The 23,949-nt window shown below is 72.0% G+C and carries 20 protein-coding genes; 15 read left to right on the forward strand and 5 right to left on the reverse strand.

All coding sequences use genetic code 11. The features are described from left to right. The first annotated feature begins 10 nt into the window (after positions 1-10). On the forward strand, positions 11-1,636 hold the full coding sequence (locus J7I97_RS07835; protein ID WP_214932048.1) for an NAD(P)/FAD-dependent oxidoreductase: 1,626 nt from the start codon (positions 11-13) through the stop codon (positions 1,634-1,636). A 52-nt stretch (positions 1,637-1,688) separates the two neighbouring features. On the opposite strand, the gene J7I97_RS07840 is transcribed toward J7I97_RS07835, so the two are convergent. Together J7I97_RS07840 and J7I97_RS07845 are read right to left on the reverse strand one after the other, a co-directional pair. Continuing rightward, on the reverse strand, positions 1,689-3,071 hold the full coding sequence (locus J7I97_RS07840) for an FAD-binding oxidoreductase (RefSeq protein ID WP_214932050.1): 1,383 nt from the start codon (positions 3,069-3,071) through the stop codon (positions 1,689-1,691). A gap of 214 nt (positions 3,072-3,285) precedes the next feature. Then, positions 3,286-5,052 carry a glycoside hydrolase family 15 protein gene (locus J7I97_RS07845; RefSeq protein ID WP_214932109.1) on the reverse strand — a complete coding sequence of 589 codons (1,767 nt, stop codon included), beginning with the start codon at positions 5,050-5,052 and terminating at the stop codon, positions 3,286-3,288. Between the two features lie 589 nt (positions 5,053-5,641). Here J7I97_RS07845 and J7I97_RS07850 point away from each other — a divergent pair. The 13 genes from J7I97_RS07850 (at position 5,642) to J7I97_RS07910 (ending at position 20,682) form a co-directional block, all read left to right on the forward strand. Continuing rightward, complete coding sequence (locus J7I97_RS07850; protein ID WP_214932052.1) at positions 5,642-7,294, forward strand: CTP synthase; 1,653 nt, start codon at positions 5,642-5,644, stop codon at positions 7,292-7,294. A 91-nt stretch (positions 7,295-7,385) separates the two neighbouring features. Beyond that, complete coding sequence (locus J7I97_RS07855) at positions 7,386-8,018, forward strand: NUDIX domain-containing protein (RefSeq protein WP_374103695.1); 633 nt, start codon at positions 7,386-7,388, stop codon at positions 8,016-8,018. A gap of 301 nt (positions 8,019-8,319) precedes the next feature. Beyond that, positions 8,320-10,284: a tetratricopeptide repeat protein gene (locus J7I97_RS07860; protein ID WP_308369216.1), complete on the forward strand. Its 1,965-nt coding sequence runs from the start codon at positions 8,320-8,322 to the stop codon at positions 10,282-10,284. A gap of 152 nt (positions 10,285-10,436) precedes the next feature. Continuing rightward, a complete protein-coding gene (gene ald / locus J7I97_RS07865; protein ID WP_214932056.1) occupies positions 10,437-11,552 on the forward strand; it encodes an alanine dehydrogenase in 1,116 nt (371 codons plus the stop codon). Positions 11,553-11,834: 282 nt separating this feature from the next. Beyond that, positions 11,835-12,995 (forward strand): ParA family protein, encoded by a 1,161-nt coding sequence (locus J7I97_RS07870; protein ID WP_374103694.1) that lies wholly within the window; start codon positions 11,835-11,837, stop codon positions 12,993-12,995. After that, complete coding sequence (locus J7I97_RS07875) at positions 12,980-13,507, forward strand: hypothetical protein (RefSeq protein WP_214932058.1); 528 nt, start codon at positions 12,980-12,982, stop codon at positions 13,505-13,507. The genes J7I97_RS07870 and J7I97_RS07875 overlap by 16 nt, the downstream gene beginning before the upstream one ends. Before the next feature lie 373 nt (positions 13,508-13,880). Then, positions 13,881-15,137: a ScpA family protein gene (locus J7I97_RS07880; RefSeq protein WP_214932060.1), complete on the forward strand. Its 1,257-nt coding sequence runs from the start codon at positions 13,881-13,883 to the stop codon at positions 15,135-15,137. Then, positions 15,134-15,754, forward strand: coding sequence for an SMC-Scp complex subunit ScpB (scpB, locus tag J7I97_RS07885; RefSeq protein ID WP_214932062.1), 621 nt, complete (start codon positions 15,134-15,136; stop codon positions 15,752-15,754). The genes J7I97_RS07880 and scpB overlap by 4 nt, the downstream gene beginning before the upstream one ends. After that, positions 15,754-17,058 (forward strand): pseudouridine synthase, encoded by a 1,305-nt coding sequence (locus J7I97_RS07890; protein ID WP_214932064.1) that lies wholly within the window; start codon positions 15,754-15,756, stop codon positions 17,056-17,058. The genes scpB and J7I97_RS07890 overlap by 1 nt, the downstream gene beginning before the upstream one ends. A gap of 141 nt (positions 17,059-17,199) precedes the next feature. Then, entirely contained in the window at positions 17,200-17,808 is a 609-nt protein-coding gene (gene pnuC / locus J7I97_RS07895) for a nicotinamide riboside transporter PnuC (RefSeq protein WP_214932066.1), read from the forward strand. Then, complete coding sequence (locus J7I97_RS07900) at positions 17,805-18,893, forward strand: AAA family ATPase (RefSeq protein ID WP_214932068.1); 1,089 nt, start codon at positions 17,805-17,807, stop codon at positions 18,891-18,893. The genes pnuC and J7I97_RS07900 overlap by 4 nt, the downstream gene beginning before the upstream one ends. Next, the gene (locus J7I97_RS07905) at positions 18,890-19,621 is read left to right on the forward strand and encodes an NUDIX domain-containing protein (protein WP_214932071.1); all 732 of its coding nucleotides are present in this window, start codon (positions 18,890-18,892) and stop codon (positions 19,619-19,621) included. Before J7I97_RS07900 ends, J7I97_RS07905 begins: the two co-directional genes overlap by 4 nt. Beyond that, on the forward strand, positions 19,618-20,682 hold the full coding sequence (locus tag J7I97_RS07910) for an ADP-ribosylglycohydrolase family protein (protein WP_214932073.1): 1,065 nt from the start codon (positions 19,618-19,620) through the stop codon (positions 20,680-20,682). Before J7I97_RS07905 ends, J7I97_RS07910 begins: the two co-directional genes overlap by 4 nt. 113 nt (positions 20,683-20,795) lie before the next feature. On the opposite strand, the gene J7I97_RS07915 is transcribed toward J7I97_RS07910, so the two are convergent. From J7I97_RS07915 to J7I97_RS07925, 3 genes are all read right to left on the reverse strand, one after another. Further along, positions 20,796-21,491: a DNA polymerase beta superfamily protein gene (locus tag J7I97_RS07915; protein ID WP_214932076.1), complete on the reverse strand. Its 696-nt coding sequence runs from the start codon at positions 21,489-21,491 to the stop codon at positions 20,796-20,798. Positions 21,492-21,589: 98 nt separating this feature from the next. After that, positions 21,590-22,090 (reverse strand): Rieske (2Fe-2S) protein, encoded by a 501-nt coding sequence (locus tag J7I97_RS07920; protein WP_214932079.1) that lies wholly within the window; start codon positions 22,088-22,090, stop codon positions 21,590-21,592. Between the two features lie 104 nt (positions 22,091-22,194). Further along, a complete protein-coding gene (locus tag J7I97_RS07925; RefSeq protein WP_214932081.1) occupies positions 22,195-22,536 on the reverse strand; it encodes a DUF952 domain-containing protein in 342 nt (113 codons plus the stop codon). 252 nt (positions 22,537-22,788) lie between these two features. On the opposite strand from J7I97_RS07925, the gene J7I97_RS07930 reads away from it, so the two are divergent. Continuing rightward, on the forward strand, positions 22,789-23,877 hold the full coding sequence (locus tag J7I97_RS07930) for a prephenate dehydrogenase (RefSeq protein WP_214932083.1): 1,089 nt from the start codon (positions 22,789-22,791) through the stop codon (positions 23,875-23,877). Positions 23,878-23,949: the final 72 nt, after the last annotated feature.

Below are 23,949 nucleotides of genomic sequence, written 5' to 3' on the forward strand. Positions count from 1 at the left end.
GAGCACCGCCATGGCCCGTACTCCCCTGATGCACGCCCTCCGGCAGCTGGCCGCCGAGCACGCCGCCGCGCGCCGCCTCTCCCTGCCCGTCGCCGAGGTCCGCGGCCTCGGCCGCCGTGAACTGCTCGGCCGCGCCGCCGCCCTCGGACTCGGCGCCGCGCTCGCCCCGGCCGCGACCGCCTACGCCGCCGAGGCCGTCCCCGACAAGAAGCCCGTCACCCCCGCCCGCGTCGCCGTCGTCGGCGCCGGCATCTCGGGGCTCACCGCGGCCCTCACCCTCCAGGACGCCGGCGTCAACTGCACGCTCTACGAGGCCAACCCGAGCCGGGTCGGCGGCCGGATGTGGACCCAGCGCTCGCACTGGGCGTACGGGCAGACCTCCGAGATCGGCGGCGAGCTGATCGACACCAGCCACAAGAAGATCCTGGAGCTGTGCCGCCGCTTCAACCTGCCCACCGAGGACTTCCTCGGCGGCGGACCCAACGGCGCCGAGGAAGTCCTCTGGTTCAACGGGACCTACTACCCGCGCACCCAGGCCGACGAGGACTTCAAGGCCGTCTACCAGGCGCTGCACCGCGACCTGGTGGAGTCCGGGGAAGTCACCTGGAACTCCTCGACCCCGGCCGGCACCGCCCTGGACAACATGTCGCTCCACGAGTGGATCGAAACCCGCGTCCCCGGCGGCCACGGCTCCCGGCTCGGCCGCTTCATCGACGTCGCGTACAACGTCGAGTACGGTGCCGACACCGACCAGCAGTCGGCGCTCGCCCTGGTCCTGCTGATGGGCTACCAGCCCAACCCCGGCAACTTCAACGTCTGGGGCCTGTCCAACGAGCGCTACCACATCACCGGCGGCAACGACCAGCTGCCGAACGCCATCGCCAAGGCGCTGCCCGCCGGTTCCCTCGTGATGGGCCGCGAGCTGGTCGCCGTACGGGTGGCCGCCGACGGCACCCAGACGCTGACCTTCAACGACGCGGGCGCGACCCGCACGGTCGTCGCCGACCACACCATCCTGTGCGTGCCGCTGCCGATCCTCCAGCGGATCGACCTCAGCGGGGCCGGCTTCGACCCGCTGATGAAGAACCTGCTGCGCGACGCCCGGATGGGTTACTGCACCAAGCTCAACATGCAGTTCACCGCCCGGCCCTGGAGCGGCACCGGGGTCTGGCCGGGGGTCTCCGCCGGGGACTGCTTCACCGACTCCGGCGTCCAGCAGACCTGGGACACCACCAAGGTCCAGCCGGGCACGGGAGGCATCCTGCTCCAGTACGGCGGCGGCAGCCTGGCCGGGGCGCTCACTCCGGCCACGCCGTTCGCCACCGAGGCCGATCCGTACGTACGCACCCTCGCGGACCGCGTGCTGACGGGCGTCGACGCGTTCTTCCCGGGCACCAGGGCCGTGTGGAACGGGCGGGCGCAGCTGTCCGCCTGGCACCGCAACCCGTACTCCCTCGGCGCGTACTCGTACTGGCCGATCGGCTACCTGCACCGCTACGCCAAGTACGAGGGCACCGCCCAGGGACGCGTCCACATCGGCGGCGAGCACTGCTCGTACGACTTCCAGGGGTTCATGGAAGGCGGGGCCACCGAGGGGGAGCGGGCGGCGCGCGAGGTGATCGCCGCCCTGTCCTAGCACCCTCCCGGAACGCCTAGTGCCGTGACCGGCAAGGNNTCCGGCCACGGCACTAGGCGGGCTTGATGTTGTGGTTGAAGCGGAAGACGTTGTCCGGGTCGTACTCCCGCTTCACCGCAGCCAGCCTGGCCAGATTGTCGGCGCCCACACCCGCGACCACGCGCTCGGGCCCCTCGTCGCCGGTGAAGTTGAGATAGACCGCGCCGGTGCTCCACGGCTGCACGTCGGTCCGTACGTCCCTGACCCACTGGATGGCGCGGCCGTCGTCCGCCGCGTCCTCCCAGATCCCGAAGGGGTGCACGGCCCAGGTCGCGTCCCGGTAGGGGACCGGCCACTCGGGCGGGCCCGTGGCGATGGCGCCGCCCTGCGGGAAGAGCACGTGCTGGCAGCCCGTCGGCACCGGCATGCTGTCCGCGCGGGCGCAGAACACGTCCACCAGCTCGTCCGGGGCGCCGGTGAGGTACTCCGCGGACCAGTAGTTGCGCAGGTCGGGCGGATCGTCGAACTGGGTCTGGAAGTCCGCGTACGGGAGGGCGGTGACCATCTCCACCTCGTGCGGGATCGACAGCAGCGGCTCGGCGAGCCTGCGTACCTCGTCCTCGGGGCCCGTGTAGGTGATCAGCGCGCCGGACAGCAGCGTGCCGACCAGATGGGGCGGGACGAACTCCTCCGGCGGGCCGGTCATGTAGATGACACCGCCGGCGGCGTCGTCCGGGCCGGAGTCGATGATGTCGCGGTAGGCGCGGGCCAGGGCGGGGCCGTGCTCCGGCAGGGCCAGGACCATGGCGATCGAGAACACCGGCAGCTCGTGCAGGCGCAGCGTCAGCGAGGTGGCGACGCCGAAGTTCCCGCCGCCGCCGTGCAGGGCCCAGAACAGGTCGGGGTTCTCCTCCGCCGTCGCGTCCACGACCTGGCCGTCGGCCGTCACCAGCTCTACGCCCAGCAGGTTGTCGCAGGCCAGCCCGAACTTCCGGTCCACCCAGCCGGAGCCGCCGCCCAGCACATAGCCGCCCAGGCCGGTGGTGGAGGCCCGGCCGCCGGTGGTTGCCAGGCCGTACGGCTGACAGGCGCGGTCCAGGTGGCTCATGAGGGCTCCGCCCTCGACCCGTACTGCCTTCGCCGCCGGGTGGACCGTCACCTCGTGCATCCGGCGCAGGTCGATGACGACTCCGCCGTCGTTGAGGGACATGCCGGCGACGCTGTGGCCGCCGCCGCGTACCGCGATGGGCAGGTCCAGTTGCCGGGCGAAGCGCACGGCGGTGGCGACGTCCGGGACGCTCTCGCACTGGGCGATGACGGCCGGCCTGCGGTCGATCAGCGCGTTGAACAGCCTGCGGGCCTCGTCGTAGCCCGGATCGTCCGAGGTGAAGACAGAACCGGACAGATCCTCGCGGAGCGCGGCGAGTGCCTTGCCGGCCTTTGAGAGGGGCGCCATGGCGGTCCCCTTCCGGGAAAGGGCGCGGACCCTTTCAGGGTAGGCGGGAGGGGGTGGCAGGGCGCGGCGAGCCGGGGATCGGCCGTGCGGCGCCGTTGCCGGGGCCAGCCCCCGAACCCCCGCGCCTCAAACGCCGGCGAGGCTGAAAAGACCTGGGCCCCGCCGAATCCGGCCCCGCCGAACACCGGCGGGGCTGGGTTCGGCGGGGCCGGGACTATCCCCCGTACGCCCCGCTCGCCGTCAGACGCAGGGCCGTGTCGATCAGGGGGACGTGGCTGAAGGCCTGTGGGAAGTTGCCGACTTGGCGTTGGAGGCGCGGGTCCCACTCCTCGGCCAGCAGGCCCAGGTCGTTGCGGAGCGAGAGCAGCTTCTCGAAGAGCCGGCGGGCCTCGTCGACCCGGCCGATCATCGCGAGGTCGTCCGCCATCCAGAACGAGCACGCGAGGAACGCCCCCTCGTCTCCCTCCAGCCCGTCCACGCCGGCCTCCTCGCCGGCCGTGGGGTAGCGCAGGATGAAACCGTCGGGCGTGGACAGCTCGCGCTGGATCGCCTCGATCGTGCCGATGACCCGCTTGTCGTCCGGCGGCAGAAAGCCCATCTGCGGAATCAGCAGCAGTGAGGCGTCCAGCTCCCTCGACCCGTACGACTGGGTGAAGGTGTTGCGCTCCTTGTCGAAGCCCTTCTCGCACACGTCCTGGTGGATCTCGTCGCGCAGCTCGCGCCAGCGGTCCAGGGGGCCGTCCGCGTCCCCGCTCTCGATCAGCTTGATCGTGCGGTCCACGGCCACCCAGGCCATCACCTTCGAGTGCACGAAGTGGCGGCGCGGGCCGCGCACCTCCCAGATGCCCTCGTCCGGCTGGTCCCAGTGGGCCTCCAGGTAGCGGATCAGCTTGAGCTGGAGCAGCGAGGCGTAGTCGTTGCGGGCCAGGCCCGTCATGTGGCCCAGGTGCAGGGCCTCGGTGACCTCGCCGTACACGTCGAGCTGGAGTTGGTGCGCGGCGCCGTTGCCCACGCGGACCGGCCGCGAGTTCTCGTAACCCGGCAGCCAGTCCAGCTCGGTCTCGCCGAGCTCCCGCTCGCCCGCGATCCCGTACATGATCTGCAGGTTCTCCGGATCGCCGGCCACCGCGCGCAGCAGCCAGTCCCGCCAGGCGGAGGCCTCGTCGCGGTAGCCGGTGCGCAGCAGCGAGGACAGGGTGATCGCCGCGTCGCGCAGCCAGGTGTAGCGGTAGTCCCAGTTCCGTACGCCGCCGATCTCCTCCGGGAGGGAGGTCGTCGGAGCGGCGACGATCCCGCCCGTGGGGCCGTACGTGAGGGCCTTGAGCGTGATCAGGGAGCGGACGACCGCCTCCCGGTAGGGCCCGTGATACGTGCAGTGCTCCACCCAGTCCCGCCAGAACTCGCTGGTGGCGTCCAGCGCGGCCTCGGCGTCGGGAGTCTCCGGCGGGCCCTTGTGGGAGGGCTGCCAGCTGATGCAGAAGGCGAGCCGGTCACCGGCCCGGACGGTGAAGTCGGAGTACGTCGTCAGGTCTTCGCCGTACGTCTGCGCCTCGGTGTCCAGCCAGACCGAGTCGGGGCCGGCGACGGCCACGGTGCGCCCGTCGACCTTGTGCACCCAGGGCACGACCCGCCCGTAGCTGAACCGCATGCGCAGCGCGGAGCGCATCCGGACGCGTCCGCTGACGCCCTCCACGATGCGGATCAGCTGCGGCGCGTGGTCCTCGCGGGGCGGCATGAAGTCGATGACGCGCACGGTGCCGCGTGGGGTGTCCCACTCCGACTCAAGCACGAGTGAATCGCCGCGGTAGCTGCGGCGGCTCGCGCGTGGCGCCTCGGCGTCGGCGGGGAACGCCGGGCCGATCCGCCAGAAGCCGTGATCCTCGGTGCCGAGGATGCTCGCGAAGGCGGCATGGGAATCGAAACGTGGCAGACACAACCAGTCCACCGATCCGTCCCGGCAGACCAGCGCCGCGGTCTGCATGTCCCCGATCAGTGCGTAATCCTCGATGCGCCCGGACACGTTGCATCTCCAGTCGAACGGCCACGTCCGCCCCTAAGGGCGCTTGCAATGCGCGGTTGCGCGGTCTCCTGGGTGGAGAGAAACCCCCGCATCGAGCCATGATCCCTCAAGCCGGCGGGGTTGCGCCGTCTCCCGGACTGCTCGGCGGGCGATGTGCAGCGATATCCGAGCAGGATATGTCGGCACCCTAGTGATCTCCTTAAGCCCGGGAACAATGTGGCTCCGCCGAACGGGTGACCGCCGGGCGCGCCCCGGGCGCGCCCCCGGGCGAGCTTCGGGCGACTGACTGGCGAGCTTCGGGCGACCGCGGGCGACCGGCCGGTGACCAGGCCGGACCGTTCGCCGGGCCGTCCCGGAGGGCACCCCGCCGGGTGGCCGGAGGCAGACCGGCCCGGGCGCTGATAGGCTGGTACCCCGTGGACCGGTGGTCTGCCTGTGCGAATCAGGAGCCCCGAAACCGCAGCTTCGGCGCCCCCTGAGACCCTCCGGTTCGATGGTGGCCGGCGCCGGACGCACCTCACTTCGCGACCACGGGAGCCCCCTCTTGGCGATGCCGCCCAAATCCATGACGACCAAGCACATCTTCGTCACCGGGGGTGTCGCTTCGTCCCTCGGCAAGGGCCTGACGGCCTCCAGCCTGGGTGCGCTGCTGAAGGCGCGCGGTCTGCGGGTCACGATGCAGAAGCTCGACCCGTACCTGAACGTCGACCCGGGCACGATGAACCCGTTCCAGCACGGCGAGGTGTTCGTCACCAACGACGGCGCCGAGACCGACCTGGACATCGGCCACTACGAGCGCTTCCTCGACGTCGACCTCGACGGCTCGGCCAACGTCACCACCGGCCAGGTCTACTCGACGGTCATCGCCAAGGAGCGGCGCGGCGAGTACCTCGGTGACACCGTGCAGGTCATCCCGCACATCACCAACGAGATCAAGCACCGCATCCGCCGCATGGCGACCGAGGACGTCGACGTCGTCATCACCGAGGTCGGCGGCACGGTCGGCGACATCGAGTCGCTGCCGTTCCTGGAGACCGTCCGCCAGGTCCGCCACGAGGTCGGCCGCGACAACGTCTTCGTCGTGCACATCTCGCTGCTGCCCTACATCGGCCCCTCCGGCGAGCTGAAGACCAAGCCCACCCAGCACTCGGTCGCGGCGCTGCGTAACATCGGCATCCAGCCCGACGCGATCGTGCTGCGCGCCGACCGCGAGGTCCCCACCTCGATCAAGCGCAAGATCTCGCTGATGTGCGACGTCGACGAGGCCGCGGTGGTCGCCGCCATCGACGCCAAGTCGATCTACGACATCCCCAAGGTGCTGCACACCGAGGGCCTGGACGCGTACGTCGTGCGCAAGCTCGACCTGCCGTTCCGCGACGTGGACTGGACGGTGTGGGAGGACCTGCTGGACCGGGTCCACAACCCCGACCACGAGGTCAAGGTCGCGCTCGTCGGCAAGTACATCGACCTGCCCGACGCGTACCTGTCGGTGACCGAGGCGCTGCGCGCCGGCGGGTTCGCCAACAAGGCCCGCGTCCAGATCAAGTGGGTCACCTCCGACGACTGCAAGACCCCGGCGGGCGCCGCCGCGCAGCTGAGCGACGTGGACGCGGTCTGCGTGCCCGGCGGGTTCGGCGACCGCGGTGTCAACGGCAAGGTCGGCGCGATCACGTACGCCCGCGAGAACAAGATCCCGCTGCTGGGCCTGTGCCTGGGTCTGCAGTGCGTGGTCATCGAAGCCGCGCGGAACCTGGCGGGCATCGAGGACGCGAACTCCACCGAGTTCGACGCCTCGACCCCGCACCCGGTCATCTCGACCATGGAGGAGCAGCTGGCCTTCGTCGAGGGCGCGGGCGACCTGGGCGGCACCATGCGCCTGGGCATGTACCCGGCGAAGCTCGCCGAGGGCTCCATCGTGCGCGAGGTCTACGGCGACCAGGCGTACGTCGACGAGCGCCACCGGCACCGCTACGAGGTGAACAACGCCTACCGCGGCGAGCTGGAGAAGAAGGCGGGCATCGTCTTCTCCGGCACCTCCCCGGACAACAAGCTCGTCGAGTACGTCGAGTACCCGCGCGAGGTCCACCCCTACCTGGTGGCCACCCAGGCCCACCCGGAGCTGCGCTCGCGCCCGACGCGGCCGCACCCGCTGTTCGCGGGTCTGGTCAAGGCGGCGGTGGAGCGCCAGCAGGCGGGCAACTGACGCGTCTGTGTGACCGCATAACGTAGACAGCCGGGGTACGGAAGATCCGTACCCCGGCTGTCACGCGTTGTGGAGGGCATTCGGCATGGGCATCGCCATCAAGGACACGTCGGAATCCTGGGAGACGGTGTCGACCCAGCGGCCGTTCCAGGGTGCGAAGACGGGGGTGAACTCCGACGAGGTCCGGATGCCGGACGGATCGGTGGCCCGCCGCGACTACCAGGTGCACCCGGGCTCGGTGTGCGTGCTGGCGCTGGACGAGGCGGGGCGGGTCCTGGTCCTGAGCCAGTACCGGCACCCGGTGGGCCGGCGGCTGTGGGAGCTGCCGGCGGGGCTGCTGGACGTGCCCGGGGAGAACCCGCTGCGCGGGGCGCAGCGGGAGCTGTACGAGGAGGCGCACGTCAAGGCGGAGGACTGGCGGGTGCTGGCCGACTTCTACGCGTCGCCGGGCGGGTCGGACGAGGCGGTCCGGGTCTTCCTCGCGCGGGACGTCTCGGAGGCGGACGGCGACCGGTACGCCGATTCCGGCTCGGAGGAGGCCGACATGGAGGTGGCGTGGGCGCCGCTGGGCGATCTGGTACGGGGTGTCCTGGCGGGGGAGCTGAGCAACCCGGGGCTGGTGACGGGCGTGCTGGCGCTGTCCGCCGCCCTTGCCTCCGAGGGCGGCCTCGCCACCCTCCGGCCGGGACTGTCCCCCTGGCCGGCCCGCCCGTACGAGGCCTGACCCCTGCCGGGTTCCGGCGGGGCCGCGCGGGTTCGTTTCGTCTGCGGAGCCGCTGCGGGGGCGCTGCCGGGGGCGCCGCCCCCGGACCTCCCCCAGACTCCGTCCGGGGGGACCCCTACCCTCAGACACCGTCCGGGGGACCCCCGGCGCCTCGAACGCCGGCGAGGCTGAACACGTCCCGACACGGCGTGGTGTGACCATCGGCTGATCCGATCGGGCGATTTGCCCGCCGCGCTCCACACGAGTCGTCGCTCTCCGTGAACTACGCTCGCAACCCGAAGGCAGGGAGAGGAGCGGATCCGTGACGGATTTCGTCGGGCGGCGGCGCGAGCTCAAGGAGCTCCGCGAGGACATCGCACGGACCGGGCTCGACACCCTCTCCGGCCGGAAGGCGAAGGCGCCCCGCGCGCGGGTGCTGCTCGTCGCCGGCCGCCCCGGCTCCGGCCGCACCGCCCTCGCGGAGGCATTCGTACGCGAGGTGGCCGACGACTACCCCGACGGGGTGTTCCGGACCCGGCTGACCACGCCCGGTGGCGAAACCGTCGCCACCGAACGGGCCGTCAGGGGGCTGCTGGAGGGGCTGGGGCAGCCGACCCCGCCCGGCGCCGGCGAGGACGAGCTGAGTTCCGTCCTGCGGTCCGCCCTCGACGGCCGCCGCGTGATCCTGCTTGTCGACGACGCCGCCGATCCCCAGCAGGTGGACGCCTTGCTGCCGGACACCCCCGAGTGCCTCGTCGTGGTGACCGCCGAGGGACCCCTCACCGGCATTCCGGATGTGCGCCCCTGCACCCTCGGCGGACTGGACACCCCCTCCGCCGTCGCGATGCTCGCCCAGCACATCGGCGACACCCGCGTCACCGCGGACCCCCGCGCCGCCGAGACCCTCGCCGAGGAGTGCGGAGGCCAGCCCGCGGCCATCTGCCTGGCCGGCGGCTGGCTCGCCGCCCACCCCAAGGCCTCCGTCTCCGACGTGGCCAAGCAGCTCCACGACATGCCGCCCGGCACCAGCGGCCCGCTCGGCCGTGCCTTCCGCCTCGTCTACGAATCCCTGCCGCAGCCGGCCCAGCGGACCCTGCGGCTGCTTCCGCTCGCCCCGGCCGGCGTCCTCGACTCGCACACCGCCTCCGCCCTCGCGGGCTGTTCGGTGGCCGCCGCCCAGTCCACCCTGGAGGACTTCGCCGGGCTGGGACTCGTACGGCATGACCGCGACGGCCTGTTCCTGCTCCCCGGATGCCTCGCCCCCTTCCTCCAGGCCCTCCTCCAAGCCAAGGAGCGCCCCGCCGAGGTGCAGCTGGCCCGGGCGCGGATGCTGGAGCGGACCGTGCGGCTGCTGCACTCCTGCCGGGCCATGGCCGAGGAGGACGAGGACGCCGCGCGGGAGAAGCTGGACGGGCTGCCGCGCGCCCTGCGCTTCGCCGACCGGCGGGCCGCCGCCACCTGGCTGGACACCCGGCTGCCCGCCCTGTCCGCCGCCGCCTCCCTGGCCGTGGCGGACGGTGCGCTGGACACCCTGGCGCGCCGGCTGGTCGCGGCCCTCGTACGGGCCCTCGCGGAGCACCGCGGGACCGCCGAGTCCGCGCCCGAGCTGTACGGCCTGCACCGCCTGGTCCTGGACGTGGCCGAGCGCCGCGACCTGCACCGCGAGCAGGCCGCCGCGCTGCTGAACCTGGGCGACCTGGACGCCGAGACCGGCCGGACCCAGGAGGCGCTGGAGCGCTACCGGGCCGCGCTGGACGCCGGAAGGGCGGCGAACGATCCCTACGCGACCGGCCGCGCGATGGAATCCGTAGGAGGTGCCTACCAGGAGCTGGCGGACTGGCACCGGGCCTCCGACTGGTTCCGCCGGGCCCTGTCCCAGGCCCTGGCCCGGGGGGAGCGCGCGGACGAGGCCCGGCTGTACGGGCGGCTCGGCAATGTGCACACGTATGCGGGGCGCTACGGGGACGCGCTGCGCAGCTGGCGCGCCGCCGCCGCGGGCTACCGGAAGCTGGCCGATGTCCCGGGCCGGGCAAAGGCGTTGAGCGAGATGGCGCGTATTCAGGAGTACGCCGGGCGGCCCGAGGAATCGCTGCACACCTGCCGCGAAGCGGTCGAGCTCGCGCGCCGGGCCGGAGACCTGCGACTTCAGGCCGCGCTCCAGGTGCGCCTGGCCGACACGCTGGACCGGCTGGGTGATCCCGCGGCTGCCAGGCTGCACCGCTCGGCGGCCGACAGATTGCTGGGAGACGACCCCGCAGCCTGCGAAATCCGTAGTGATTCCGACTGAGATTATTTGTTTGCAAGGCTAGACAGCGCGTCGTCCTTCATTAGACTGGCTTCACCACGACATCCCGTGGTGCATCCCGTTGCGCGTTCTTGTGGGCGGGTATGTATGGAAGTGCCCCCGAAAATCCCCTGAGCCAAGGACCGTGATCGACGATGAAGGTCGGCATCCCCCGCGAGGTCAAGAACAACGAGTTCCGGGTCGCCATCACGCCCGCCGGCGTGCATGAGCTGGTCCGTAACGGCCACCAGGTCTTCATCGAGCAGAACGCCGGTATGGGCTCCTCGATCACCGACGCCGAGTACGTCTCGGCCGGCGCGGAGATCCTCGGTACCGCCGACGAGGTCTGGGCGACCGCCGACCTGCTGCTGAAGGTCAAGGAGCCCATCGCGGAGGAGTACCACCGCCTTCGCAAGGACCAGACCCTCTTCACGTACCTGCACCTCGCGGCCTCCCGCGAGTGCACGGACGCCCTGCTGGAGTCCGGCACCACCGCCATCGCGTACGAGACGGTCGAGCTCGCCAACCGCGCGCTCCCGCTGCTCGCCCCGATGTCCGAGGTCGCGGGCCGCCTGGCCCCGCAGGTCGGCGCCTACCACCTGATGCGCTCGGCCGGCGGCCGCGGCGTCCTCCCCGGCGGTGTCCCCGGCACCCACGCCGGCGAGTGCGTGGTCATCGGCGGCGGCGTCTCCGGCTGGAACGCCGCGCAGATCGCCATCGGCATGGGCTTCCACGTGACCCTGCTGGACCGCGACATCAACAAGCTCCGCGAGGCCGACAAGATCTTCGGTACGAAGATCAAGACGATCGTCTCCAACGCCTACGAACTGGAGAAGGCCGTCGTCGAGGCCGACCTCGTCATCGGCGCGGTGCTGATCCCGGGTGCGAAGGCCCCGAAGCTGGTCACCAACGAGCTCGTCGCCAAGATGAAGCCCGGAAGTGTCCTTGTCGACATTGCGATCGACCAGGGCGGCTGCTTCGAGGACTCCCGTCCGACCACCCACGCCGAGCCGACCTTCCAGGTCCACAACTCGGTCTTCTACTGCGTCGCCAACATGCCGGGCGCGGTGCCGAACACCTCCACCTACGCGCTGACCAACGCGACCCTGCCGTACATCGTGCAGCTCGCGAACCTCGGCTGGGCCGAGGCGCTCCGTCGTGACCCGGCGCTCGCGCTGGGCCTCAACACCCATGACGGCCAGGTCGTTTACGGTCCGGTCGCCGAGGCCCACGGCCTCCAGACCCTTGAGCTGAGCACGCTGCTCGGCTGACCCGTCAACGACTGACGTCAATCTCACGTGTCCGGCCCGGCGGGACTGTTCAACTCGCCTCGAACGTAACCCTTTAACCCTTTCGCACACCCGCGAAACTTCGCAGCGACAGGGCGCACGCCCTTGACAGAGTGGTGTTCGGTTGCCGACACATCGTGCCGGGTCCGGTGGATTGTGTTGCCGCTGAGTGGTGACACGCCATAGAGTCGCCAACCGTCGGCATGGTGCCACGCTGACCTATCGATAAGTGTCCTGGTCACGTCCGAGGAGGTAAGACGACTTGTGAATGAGTCGACATTTGCTCCTGGAGGTGGTCGAGCAGGGACGCCTGAGCGGGGACAGGGTTCCGCCGGGCTCGAAGCTGTCGGCTCTGTCGCAGTCCGCACCTTCGCAAACCACCAGCACATGACGACGCCCCAAAAGAGCATGGACGGCCTAGACGTGAACTCCAGGGCCGGCGACCTGAGCGGCGAAAAGCCCGTGGGTTTCGCCGACTATGACCAGGTGCCCGAGGGGCACTTCTACGACCCCGACGCGGAGTACGAGCCCGACCCCGAGTACGCGGCCACTCTCGCCCCCGACGCTGCCCGCCAGCGCCGTGAGCGGATCGGCCCGACCGGACGGCCGCTGCCGTACTTCCCGATCCCGGGTCCGCTGACCGACCACGGTCCGGCGAAGATCATCGCGATGTGCAACCAGAAGGGCGGCGTGGGCAAGACCACGTCGACCATCAACCTGGGTGCCGCGCTCGCCGAGTACGGGCGCCGCGTGCTGCTCGTCGACTTCGACCCGCAGGGCGCGCTGTCCGTGGGTCTCGGCGTGAACCCGATGGAACTCGACCTGACGGTCTACAACCTGCTCATGGAGCGGGGTATGTCGGCCGACGAGGTGCTGCTCAAGACGGCGGTTCCGAACATGGACCTGCTGCCGAGCAACATCGACCTGTCCGCTGCGGAAGTGCAGTTGGTCAGCGAGGTAGCGCGCGAGTCGACGCTCCAGCGGGCGCTCAAGCCCCTGATGGCCGACTACGACTACATCGTGATCGACTGTCAGCCCTCGCTCGGTCTGCTGACCGTGAACGCCCTGACGGCGGCTCACAAGGTCATCGTGCCGCTGGAGTGCGAGTTCTTCGCGCTGCGTGGTGTGGCGCTGCTGACCGAGACCATCGAGAAGGTGCAGGAGCGGCTCAACCCGGAGCTGGAGCTCGACGGCATCCTCGCCACGATGTACGACTCCCGTACGGTGCACAGCCGTGAGGTGCTGGCGCGCGTCGTCGAGGCCTTCGACGACCACGTCTACCACACGGTCATCGGCCGTACGGTGCGCTTCCCGGAGACCACGGTCGCCGGCGAGCCGATCACGACGTACGCCTCCAACTCCGTCGGTGCCGCCGCCTATCGCCAGCTGGCCAGGGAGGTGCTCGCCCGGTGTCCCGCCGAGTGAGTCTGCCCGGAGCCGACGAACTGTTCCGCACGACCGGCGGGATGGCGCTGCAGTCCTCCTCGCCGCGGCGGGGCGCCGAGGAGCCCTCGGCGGCTCCGTCGGGACACTCGGCGGCGTCGGCGGAGGGCACGGCGGGGGAGGGCCGCAGCCGGGAGGCTGAGGCTGGCGGTACGGAGCCTGTCGTGGGGGCGCCGAGGCGGCCGCAGGAAGGTTCTGTCACCGTTGCCGTCGGTGGCGGCGCGGACGCGTCGTCCCGGCGGGGCAAGGGCGGCCAGGGGCGGGGCGCGAACCGGCGCCCGAGCGGGCGCGAGCGGCACGACGAGAAGATCACGGTCTATGTCTCCGCGGAGGAGCTCATGGACCTGGAACACGCGCGGCTGGTGCTGCGCGGGGAGCACGGGCTGGCGGTCGACCGCGGCCGCATCGTCCGCGAGGCGGTGGCGGTGGTCCTGGCGGACCTCGAATCCCGCGGCGACGCGAGCATCCTGGTCCGCCGCCTCCGCGGCCGCTGACCCACCCGGCTGCGTGGCTGATGGCCCGCCCGGTTGCGTGGGTCCCGGCCCGCCCGGCTGCGTGGCGGCTTGCACAGCCCGGCTGCGTGGCTGATGGGCTCGCCCGGCTGCGCGGCGGCTGATCCGGCCCTCGGCTGCGTGGCGGCTGGCCCCGTCCGGCTGCGGGGCTGCCGCCCGACACCCCTGCCCGCTCCCGGGGCTGCTGTCTGTTGTGCCCGAGGTGCGCCGTGCCGGGCGGGGCGGGCTCTAGGCTGCTGGTGGCGGCGGGTACTGCCGTTCGGCCCGCCCTCGCCGGGCACGTGGGTGTGGCGGCCGTCCACCACCCCGTCGTGTCGGCAGACCAGCCGTGTTTTCCGTACCACCCTGGACCGTGATGCCCTCTCCCGCCGAACCCGGCCGACCGGCCCGCCGCCTGCTGGGCCGCGGCCCGGGCACCCCTGCCCCTGCCGCTGCCGCTCCGGCGGACGGTTCCACGGGTGCGGCCGAGGCCGTACGGGGCGGGGAGGAAGCGCTCCCCGACCCCGCCCCTTCCCGAAACCGGGGGCAGGCCCCCGGCCCCCTCGCCGCGCCCGCTGCACGACCCGCGGAGTCCCCGGACGCATCCGCCGATGCCGATGCCGATGCCGATGCCGATGCCGATGCCGACGCCGACGTGGCGCCCCAGCCCCACCGGGCCCCCGGACCCGTCGGCGGGCCGGACCCGGTCGTGGCCGCACGCCCCTCCGGGGGCTCCGAGGGCGGCAAACCCGCGTCGGCCGACGGGCCCGCCGCGCGGCGCGGGAGCGTGGGCGTGGGCGAGGGCGCGGCACCCGCCGGAGGCGACGGGCGGTTCACGTTGCGGCTCGCGAACTTCGAGGGGCCCTTCGATCTGCTGCTCCAGTTGATCTCGCGGCACAAGCTCGACGTCACCGAGGTCGCACTGTCCAAGGTGACCGACGAGTTCATGGCGCACATCCGGGCCATGGGGCCCGACTGGGATCTCGACCAGACCACCGAGTTCCTCGTCGTGGCCGCCACCCTGCTCGATCTGAAGGCCGCCCGGCTGCTGCCCGTCGCCGAGGTCGAGGACGAGGCCGACCTCGCGCTGCTGGAGGCCAGGGACCTGCTCTTCGCGCGGCTGCTCCAGTACAAGGCGTACAAGCAGGTCGCCGAGATCTTCCAGAACCGGGCCGAGAGCGAGGGCAAGCGGTACCCGCGCACCGTGGGGCTGGAGCCGCACCTCGCCGAACTGCTGCCCGAGGTGGTCATCAGCATCGGCGCGGAGGGGTTCGCCCGGCTGGCCGTGCAGGCCATGCAGCCCCGGGCCAAGCCGCAGGTCTACGTGGATCACATCCACGCCCCGCTCGTCAGCGTGCGCGAGCAGGCCGGACTCGTCGTCGCGATGCTCAGGGCCCGGGGCGAGGCGACCTTCCAGGAGCTCACCGAGGACGCCCCGGACACCCTCACCGTCGTCGCGCGCTTCCTGGCCCTCCTGGAGCTCTACCGGGAGAAGGCGGTGGTCCTCGACCAGGAGGAGGCCCTCAAGACGCTCACCGTGCGCTGGAGCGGCGGGGACGGGGATGCGGAAGGGGACGGGCGGCTGCCGGACGTCAGTGACGAGTTCGATCAGATCGTGGAGGCGAAGGAATGAGCGACGTGGCCGGGCTGGCGCTGAAGCCCGCCCTGGAGGCCGTCCTCATGGTCGTGGACGAGCCCGCGACCGAGGAGCACCTGGCCAAGGTGCTGGAGCGGACCCCGCGCGAGGTCGCGGCCGCCCTCCGGGAGCTGGCCGACGAGTACGCGGTGCAGGGGAGGGGCTTCGAGCTGCGGCTCGTCGCCGGAGGGTGGCGGTTCTACAGCCGCGCGGAGTACGCCCCGGCCGTCGAGGGCTTCGTTCTGGACGGCCAGCAGGCCCGGCTCACCCAGGCGGCCCTGGAGACCCTCGCGGTCGTCGCGTACCGCCAGCCGGTGAGCCGATCGCGGGTCTCGGCGGTCCGCGGAGTCAACTGCGACGGGGTCATGAGGACCCTCCTTCAGCGCGGTCTGGTGGCCGAGGCGGGCGCGGAACCCGAAACAGGTGCGATCCTGTACAGGACGACGAACTACTTTCTGGAGCGGATGGGCCTGCGCGGCCTGGACGAGCTCCCGGAGCTCGCGCCCTTCCTCCCCGAGGCGGACGCGATCGAAGCCGAGACGCAAGAGGGTGTTCCGTCGTTCGATCCGGACGCACCGGACACCGATAAAGACGACAAGACGACGGAACTTTGATGCGAAGCAGCGGTAACGGCAACGGCGGCGGAAACAGGAACAGCGGCGGCGGCGGTGGTGGGCGTGGCAGCTCCCGCGGCGGCGGCTCCGGCGCGGGCGGTGGCTACCGCGGCGGCAGCTCCGGCGGTAGCTCCGGTGGCGGTGGCTACCGGGGCGGCAGCTCGGGCGGCAGCTCCGGCGGTGGCGGTGGCTACCGCGGTGGCGGCGGCTCCGGCGCGGGCGGCGCGGGTGGCTCGCGCGACCGCGACCGTGATCGCGACCAGGCGCCCCAGCGCCCGCGCAACCCCCGCCCCGAGGAGCGTCGCTACGACGTAGGCCCCGAGGGCGAGCGCAGCGGCCGCAGCGGCCCCAAGGCGGGCGGCGGCGGTGCCCGAGGAGCTGCCGCGCGCGGTGGCGCCAAGGGCGGCCCCAAGACCTCCAAGACCCCCGGCATCGGCGGAGCCGGCGGCCCGCGCAGCGGTCCCGGCAGCCGCAGCGGCCAGTCCCGCCCCCGCGAGCTGGACGCGCGGATCGAGGAGCGCGTGCGCGACCGGTACGCCGACAAGCCCGTGATCAAGACCCCCAAGACCTTCCCGGGCGCCGAGGAGGAGGGTGAGCGCCTGCAGAAGGTGCTCGCCCGTGCCGGCATGGGCTCGCGCCGCGCGTGCGAGGAGCTCATCGAGCAGGCCCGCGTCGAGGTCAACGGCGAGATCGTGCTGGAACAGGGCAAGCGCGTCCAGCCGAAGGACGAGATCAAGGTGGACGGCCTGACCGTCGCCACCCAGTCGTACCTGTTCTTCGCGCTGAACAAGCCCGCCGGCGTCGTCTCCACCATGGAGGACCCGGACGGCCGCCAGTGCCTCGGCGACTACGTCACCAACCGTGAGACCCGTCTCTTCCACGTCGGCCGGCTCGACACCGAGACCGAGGGCATCATCCTGCTCACCAACCACGGTGAGCTGGCCCACCGCCTGACGCACCCGAAGTACGGCGTGAAGAAGACGTATGTCGCGGCCATCACCGGCCCGCTGCCCCGCGAGATCGGCAAGCGGCTCAAGGACGGCATCGAGCTGGAGGACGGCTACGCGCGCGCCGACCACTTCCGCGTCGTGGACCAGGTGGGCAAGAACTACCTGGTCGAGGTGACCCTCCACGAGGGCCGCAAGCACATCGTCCGCCGCATGATGGCGGAGGCTGGCTTCCCGGTCGAGAAGCTCGTACGGACCTCCTTCGGGCCGATCGAGCTGGGCGACCAGAAGTCCGGCTGGCTGCGCCGTCTGACCAACACCGAGGTCGGCATGCTCATGCGCGAGGTCGGTCTGTAGTCACCTCCGGTCAGTTCCGGTTCGAAAACCCGCGGTGCCCGTCGGCACCGCGGGTTTTCTCTTGTCCGGAGCTCTCTTGTCCGGAGCACCCTTCCGTGTTTATAGTCAACATGACTATTAAAGGGGAGTGAGGGGGCCGGCATGAGCTGGACCATGAGCTGGACCGAGGTACTCGGGTTCGCCACGGGCGCCCTGTGCGTCTGGCTGGTCACCCGGCAGCACATCGCCAACTGGCCGATCGGCATCGCCAACAACATCTTCTTCATCGTGCTCTTCGCCCAGGCGGGCCTCTACGCCGACGCCGGGCTGCAGATCGTCTTCATCGCCCTCGCCGCGTACGGCTGGTGGTCCTGGACCCACGGGGGTGGACCAGGCGCCGCCGAGGCCCTGCCGGTGCGCCGCACCACGCGCACCGAATGGGCCGCGCTGGCCGTGGCGGGGGCGGTGGGGGTGCTCGCCCTGACCCTCCTGCTGAGCCGGGTCACCGACTCCACCGTCCCGTTCTGGGACGCGCTGACCACCGGGCTCTCGCTCGCGGCCACCTACGGCCAGTGCCGCAAGCTCGTCGAGTCCTGGTGGCTGTGGATCGCCGCCGACCTCGTCTACGTCCCGCTCTACGCCTACAAGGGGCTCTACCTGACCTCCGTGCTCTACGTCGGATTCCTCGCCCTGTGCGTGGTCGGACTGCTCGGCTGGCGGCGGACGCTGCCCGCGCCGGGCGCCCGTACGGCTGCGGAGGCGACGGCATGAGCGGCGGGAAGCGCTTCAGGCACGGCCTTGTGCTCGGCAAGTTCTACCCGCCCCACGCCGGGCACCACCACCTCGTACGCACCGCCCAGGACCAGTGCGAGCGGCTCACCGTGCTGGTGTGCGCGGCCTCCGTGGAATCAGTGCCGCTCGCGGACCGGGTCGCCTGGATGCGCGAGGCGCACCCCGGGGCCCAGGTCGTCGGCGCGGTGGACGACATCCCGGTGGACCTGCACGACCCGGCGATCTGGGAGGCCCACATGGCGATCTTCCGGGGCGCGGTGGCCGGACGGGTGGACGCCGTGTTCACCTCGGAGGCGTACGGGACCGAGCTCGCGCGGCGGTTCGGCGCCGAGGAGGTGCTGGTGGACCGGGGGCGGACGCTGTTCCCCGTGTCCGGGACGGCGGTACGCGAGGACCCGGCAGGCTGCTGGGAGTTCCTGGGCCCGGCCGTACGGGCCTCCCTGACCCGGCGGGTCGTCGTACTCGGCGCCGAGTCCACGGGGACCACGACGCTGTCGCGGGCGCTGGCGGAGCACTACCGCGGGCGCGGCGGGGTCTGGGCCAAGACGGGCTGGGTCGCCGAGTACGGGCGCCAGTACAGCGAGGAGAAGCTGGCGGCGGCCCGCGCGGCGGACCCGGCGGCCTCGTGGGAGGACGTCTCCTTCACCTCGGAGGAGTTCCCGGTGATCGCGCGGCGCCAGGACGCGGAGGAGGAGCGCGCGGCCCGGCTGGGCTCGCCGGTGCTGTTCTGCGACACCGACTCCTTCGCGACCGGGATCTGGCACGAGCGGTACATGGGCGGGCGCAGCGAGGAGGTCGAGAAGATCGCCGAGCTGACCCGGCGGGATCTGTACCTGCTGACGGACCACGCCGACGTGCCCTTCGAGGACGACGGGCTGCGGGACGGGCCGCAGCTCAGGCCCTGGATGACCGGGCGGTTCCGCGAGGAACTCGCACGCACCGGCAGGCGTTTCCTCGTCGTGGGCGGGGACCGGGCGGCCCGGCTGGCGAAGGCCGTGGCGGCGGTCGACGAACTGCTCGCCGAAGGCTGGCACTTCGCGGACCCCCTGCCGGAGAACCGATGAGCGCCGGATACGACCCCTATGCCTTCGAGCCGTTCGCGGTGACGGTCGACCTGGCGGTGTTCACCGTGCGCGGCGGGGCGCTGCACGTCCTGCTGATCCGGCGCGGGCAGGAGCCGTACGCGGGGGCCTGGGCGCTCCCGGGCGGCTTCGTCCTGCCCCGGGAGTCCGCCGAGACTGCGGCCCGCCGCGAACTGGCCGAGGAGACGGGGCTGCCGGAGGCGCTGGTTGCGGCCCTCCACCTGGAACAGCTGCGGACCTATAGCGAACCGGACCGCGATCCCCGGATGCGGGTGGTCTCGGTGGCCTTCACGGCGCTGGTCCCCGACCTGCCGGAGCCGGCGGTGGAGGGCGGCGGCGACGCGGCCCACGCCCGATGGATGCCGGTGGGGGAGGTCTCCGCTCTGGCCTTCGACCATGCGCTGATCCTCGCCGACGCGCGGGAGCGGGTGGGCTCGAAGCTGGAGTACAGCTGCCTGGCCACCGCGTTCTGCCCGCCCGAATTCACCCTCGGCGAGCTCCAGGCCGTCTACGAGACCATCTGGGACACCGCCCTGGACCGCCCCAACTTCCGCCGCAAGGTCCTGGCCACACCCGGCTTCGTCGAGGCCGTACCGGGAGCCGCCCGGCTGACCGGCGGCCGCGGCAAACCGGCCGCGCTGTACCGGCCGGGGCCTGCGACCACCCTGCACCCGCCTCTGCTGCGCCCTTCGGAAGGAACCACGCGATGACACAGACGCCTACGACGCCGCCGACCGCTCCGGCCGGTTCGCCTGCGGCGACGAAGCGAGCCGCGACGGGCGCCCTGATCGGCCTGGCCCTCGGGGACGCGCTCGGCTTCCCGACGGAGTTCAACGACGTGCCGTCGATCCTGGCCAAGACCGGCCCCTGGCGGGAGATGAGCCTGCCCCGGCCGGCGATCGTCACGGACGACACCCAGATGACGCTGGCCCTGGCGCGCGGGATGCGGACCGCAGGCGAGCGGGGCCGGATCGCCCCGCTGCGGCTGGCCCGGCCGGTCCGGGAGGAGTTCGTCGACTGGTACCACTCCCCGGAGAACAACCGGGCCCCGGGCAACACCTGCCTGAAGGCCTGTCGGCTTCTGGACCAGCCCGAGCGGGACTGGCGCGACGCCAGCCAGACGGGTTCCAAGGGCTGCGGCGCGAACATGCGGGTGGCCCCGGTCGGCCTGGTGCCCGGCTGGACACAGGACGAGCGGGCCGGCGCGGCCCAGCTCCAGTCCGGCCTGACGCACGGCCACCCGACGGCCCTCGCCGCCTCCGACCTGACGGCCCGGGCGGTGTACCTGCTGGCGCAGGGTACGGAGGTGACCGGCCTGGTGGGGCAGTTGCGCTCGTACGCCCTGGAGAACCGCACCCGCTACCACGAGCTCTGGCTCGGCGACCTCTGGATGCGGACGCCGTCCGACGCCTCGCCGGAGTCCTTCATCGCGCGGGGCTGGGACGAGTGCCTGGCCGTCCTGGACCGCCTCGCGGCGGCCCTGCGTACACCTTCCCCGGAAACGGACCCCTGCCTGACCACGGGCGACGGCTGGATCGCGGAGGAGGCCCTCGCCACGGCCCTGCAGTGCTTCCTCCTCTTCCCGGAGGAGCCCCTCCTCGCCCTGCGCCGGGCCGCCTGCACCCGCGGCGACTCGGACTCCATCGCCTGCCTCGCCGGCGCCTTCGCGGGCGCCCACCTCGGCGCGGACGTCTGGCCGCGCGACTGGGAGGGCCGCATCGAGTACCGCGACGAACTGCTCGCCTTCGGCGCGTTGTGGGACACGCCCTAGGAGTCTGATGAAGATCTTGAAAACGCGCCCGGCTTGCACCGGTTCAACCCGATTGACATTTACCGGCAATATGGGGTGAATCGGTCGGCCGGAGCAAGATCTTCAAGAGCCTCCTAGACGGCCGACGCGCGGCGGGTGCGGGTCAGGAAGTCCTGGACGCGGGCGTGGTCCGGGGCTTCGGGGAGGCGGGTGGTGGTGAGGGCGGCCTCGGATTCCTCCGCGAGGCGGGTCATCCAGGAGCCGGCCTCGTCCCAGGAGAGTTCGCCGCGCCTGACCGCGAGGAGGCGGTCGCGGTGGGGGCCGGCGTCGATGGTCAGGCGGCCCGTGCGCAGCAGGTCCCGGCAGGACAGGAGCAGCCGGAGCAGGTGCATGGCGTGCTTCCAGCGCGGGGCGCCGTGGATACGGACGTCCGCGACGAGTTTGCCGTGCTGGGAGGCCGCGTACCGGCTGAAGGAGGTGTGGGCCCGGCGGGAGAGGAAGGCCCCGCGCAGGGAGAGCAGTTCCTCGCCGACCGGGGTCACCCGTTCCACCAGGGGGGAGTGCAGGCACTCCAGGATGTTCGGGTTGGCGCGCAGGGCGAGTTCGCAGAAGCGTTCCAGCTCCCAGGAGAACTCCTCGTCCCGCGGCCCCTCCACATGCGTGGGCGGCTTCTCGAACCGCCAGAACAGCGGCGTCGGGGCGACGTAGACACCGCGCCGGTCGGTGTCGCTCGCCTCCGTGGCCAGGCCGAACGCCCGCGAGCCCATCACGCATGCGTAGACCGTGTGGTCGCGGACCAGGTGCAGGGATTCGGGCGTCAGTTCGTTCATCGGGGGAGCGTAGGCGGACCGGCGTCCGCCACGCGAGGCCATTTCCCAGGTGGGGCGCCGGGGCTACGACGTGTCTGGGGCCTGTCTTCCGGATCAGCCTAGGCGAGCTCGATTTCGCCCGCCGGAGTCACCGTGATCTTCTTCTCCGCCAGCGGGCGGCCGGCCGGGCCGTGGACCACCGCGCCGTCCGCGACCTGGTACTTGCTGCCGTGGCAGGGGCAGTCGATGGTGCCGTTCTCGACCTTGTTCACCAGGCAGCCCTGGTGCGTGCACACCGCCGTGAAGCAGCGGAAGGACCCCGCCGTCGGCTGGGTGACCACCAGCTTCGCGTCCTTGAGGACCGTACCGCCGCCCACCGGGACGGCCGAGGTCTTCAGCAGGGCCTTGCCGGTCCCGGTGGCCGCCGAGGCCGTGGGGGCGGCCGATGCCGTCGGGGCCGTAGAGGCGGCCGGGGACTCGGGTGTCTGCGGGGTGGGCGTGGTCCCCGGCTCCTTCTTCGGCTTCTCCTCGTCACCGCACGCGGCGAGGGTGCCACCCGCCAATGCGGCCGCTCCCGCCGCCAGTACCGTGCGCCGGGCGGTGCGCGTGGGGTCGCTCATGACATCTCCTCGCTGCGCTGCGTCGTCGTCGCCGTCGCCATTGCCGGGGTGGCGAGACGCATCCTGGCGTGTGGCGGGCTCCAGGAGAAGCCCGCCACACCGTTTCACGGGCCCGGCTGCCAGGGGGCCAGTTCCGCGGGGCTGCCCGGGTTTCGCACGATCTCCCACAGGTGGACCGCCGCGGCCCGGTTCAGCGGTCCGTGGACGTGCGGATAGCGGCCGCTGGCTTCACCCTCCCGGCGGACCTCCGAGGTCAGGGCCCGTTCGTCGAGTTCCACGGCCAGCAGGGTGCCCGGCGTATCGCGGTAGTGGGCCTCGGCGATCTCGAGCACGGTCGGGCGGTCCGCCGAACAGTGCACGAAGCCCTCTGATTCGAGCGAGGGCGGGGCGTAGGGGAGGTCGGGCTCGGCGGTCCAGTCGGCGAGGGGGACGATGTGGAAGATCATGCAGATCGTTGTACCGCAGTGTGCAGTGGCTCCAAGTGGCGGCGCCGTTCGGTTCGGGTGACATTGTCCGTGTCTTGAGCCGGGTGCGCGGCGGATCACCGCCGCCCGGTCCTTCAGGCAGCAGAGGATCCGACGGACCCTCGCCAGGGCCCGGCCGCCGTCCCACGGGACGGGCCGCCGGGCCCCCGCGCTGTCCGGGCTGGCTACCCTGGCCGTGCCCGTGCCCTGCCGTTACGCAACCCTGGAGCGCCCGTGAGAACCGCCGTCGTCATCGGAACCGGACTGATCGGCACCTCCGCGGCGCTCGCCCTGACCGCCCGCGGGATCACCGTCCACCTCGCCGACCACGACCCGGCGCAGGCCCATACCGCCGCCGCCCTCGGCGCGGGCACCGACGACGCCCCGGAGGGCAAGGTCGACCTCGCGATCGTCGCCGTACCGCCGGCCCATGTGGCGGCGGCGCTGGCCGACGCGATCGGGCGCGGGCTGGCACGGGCGTACGTGGACGTGGCGAGCGTCAAGGGCGGGCCGCGGCGGGAGCTGGAGGCGCTGGGCGCGGACGTGACGGCGTACATCGGGACGCATCCGATGGCGGGCAAGGAGCGCTCGGGGCCGCTGGCCGCGACGGCGGACCTGTTCGAGGGCCGGCCCTGGGTGCTGACGCCGACCCGGGACACCGACCACGAGGTGCTGAACCTGGCCCTGGAGCTGGTGGCGCTGTGCAAGGCCGTACCGGTGGTCATGGACGCCGACGCCCACGACCGGGCGGTGGCGCTGGTCTCGCACACCCCGCAGCTGGTGTCGAGCATGGTCGCGGCGCGCCTGGAGGAGGCGGACGAGACGGCGGTCCGGCTCTGCGGGCAGGGGATCCGGGACGTGACGCGGATCGCGGCGTCCGATCCGCGGATGTGGGTGGAGATCCTCTCCGCGAATCCGGGGCCGGTCGCGGACGTCCTGACGGGGATCGCGGCCGATCTGGCGGAGACGGTCGAGGCTCTACGGGGCCTGCAGTCGGCCGATGAGGGGAAGCGGCGCGGGGGCGCGGCGGGCATCGAGGACGTGCTGAAGCGGGGCAATGCGGGACGGGTGCGGGTGCCGGGCAAGCACGGTGCGGCGCCGCGGGTGTACGAGACGGTGGCGGTACTGATCTCCGACCAGCCGGGGGAGCTGGCGCGGATCTTCGCCGATACGGGTCGGGCCGGGGTGAACATCGAGGACGTGCGGATCGAGCATGCGACGGGGCAGCAGGCCGGCCTCGTGCAGCTGATGGTGGAACCGCGGGCGGTCGCGACCCTGGAGGCCGAGCTGCGGGAACGCGGCTGGGCGCTGCGCAAGCAGTAGCCCCGAGGCACTCCGTCCGGGGGAGACCGATGCGGGCGGAGTCGGGGAGGGCTGGGGGCCGGTAACCTTGGG

This window comes from Streptomyces sp. ISL-87 (assembly GCF_018614095.1).
Taxonomy (GTDB): Bacteria; Actinomycetota; Actinomycetes; order Streptomycetales; family Streptomycetaceae; genus Streptomyces.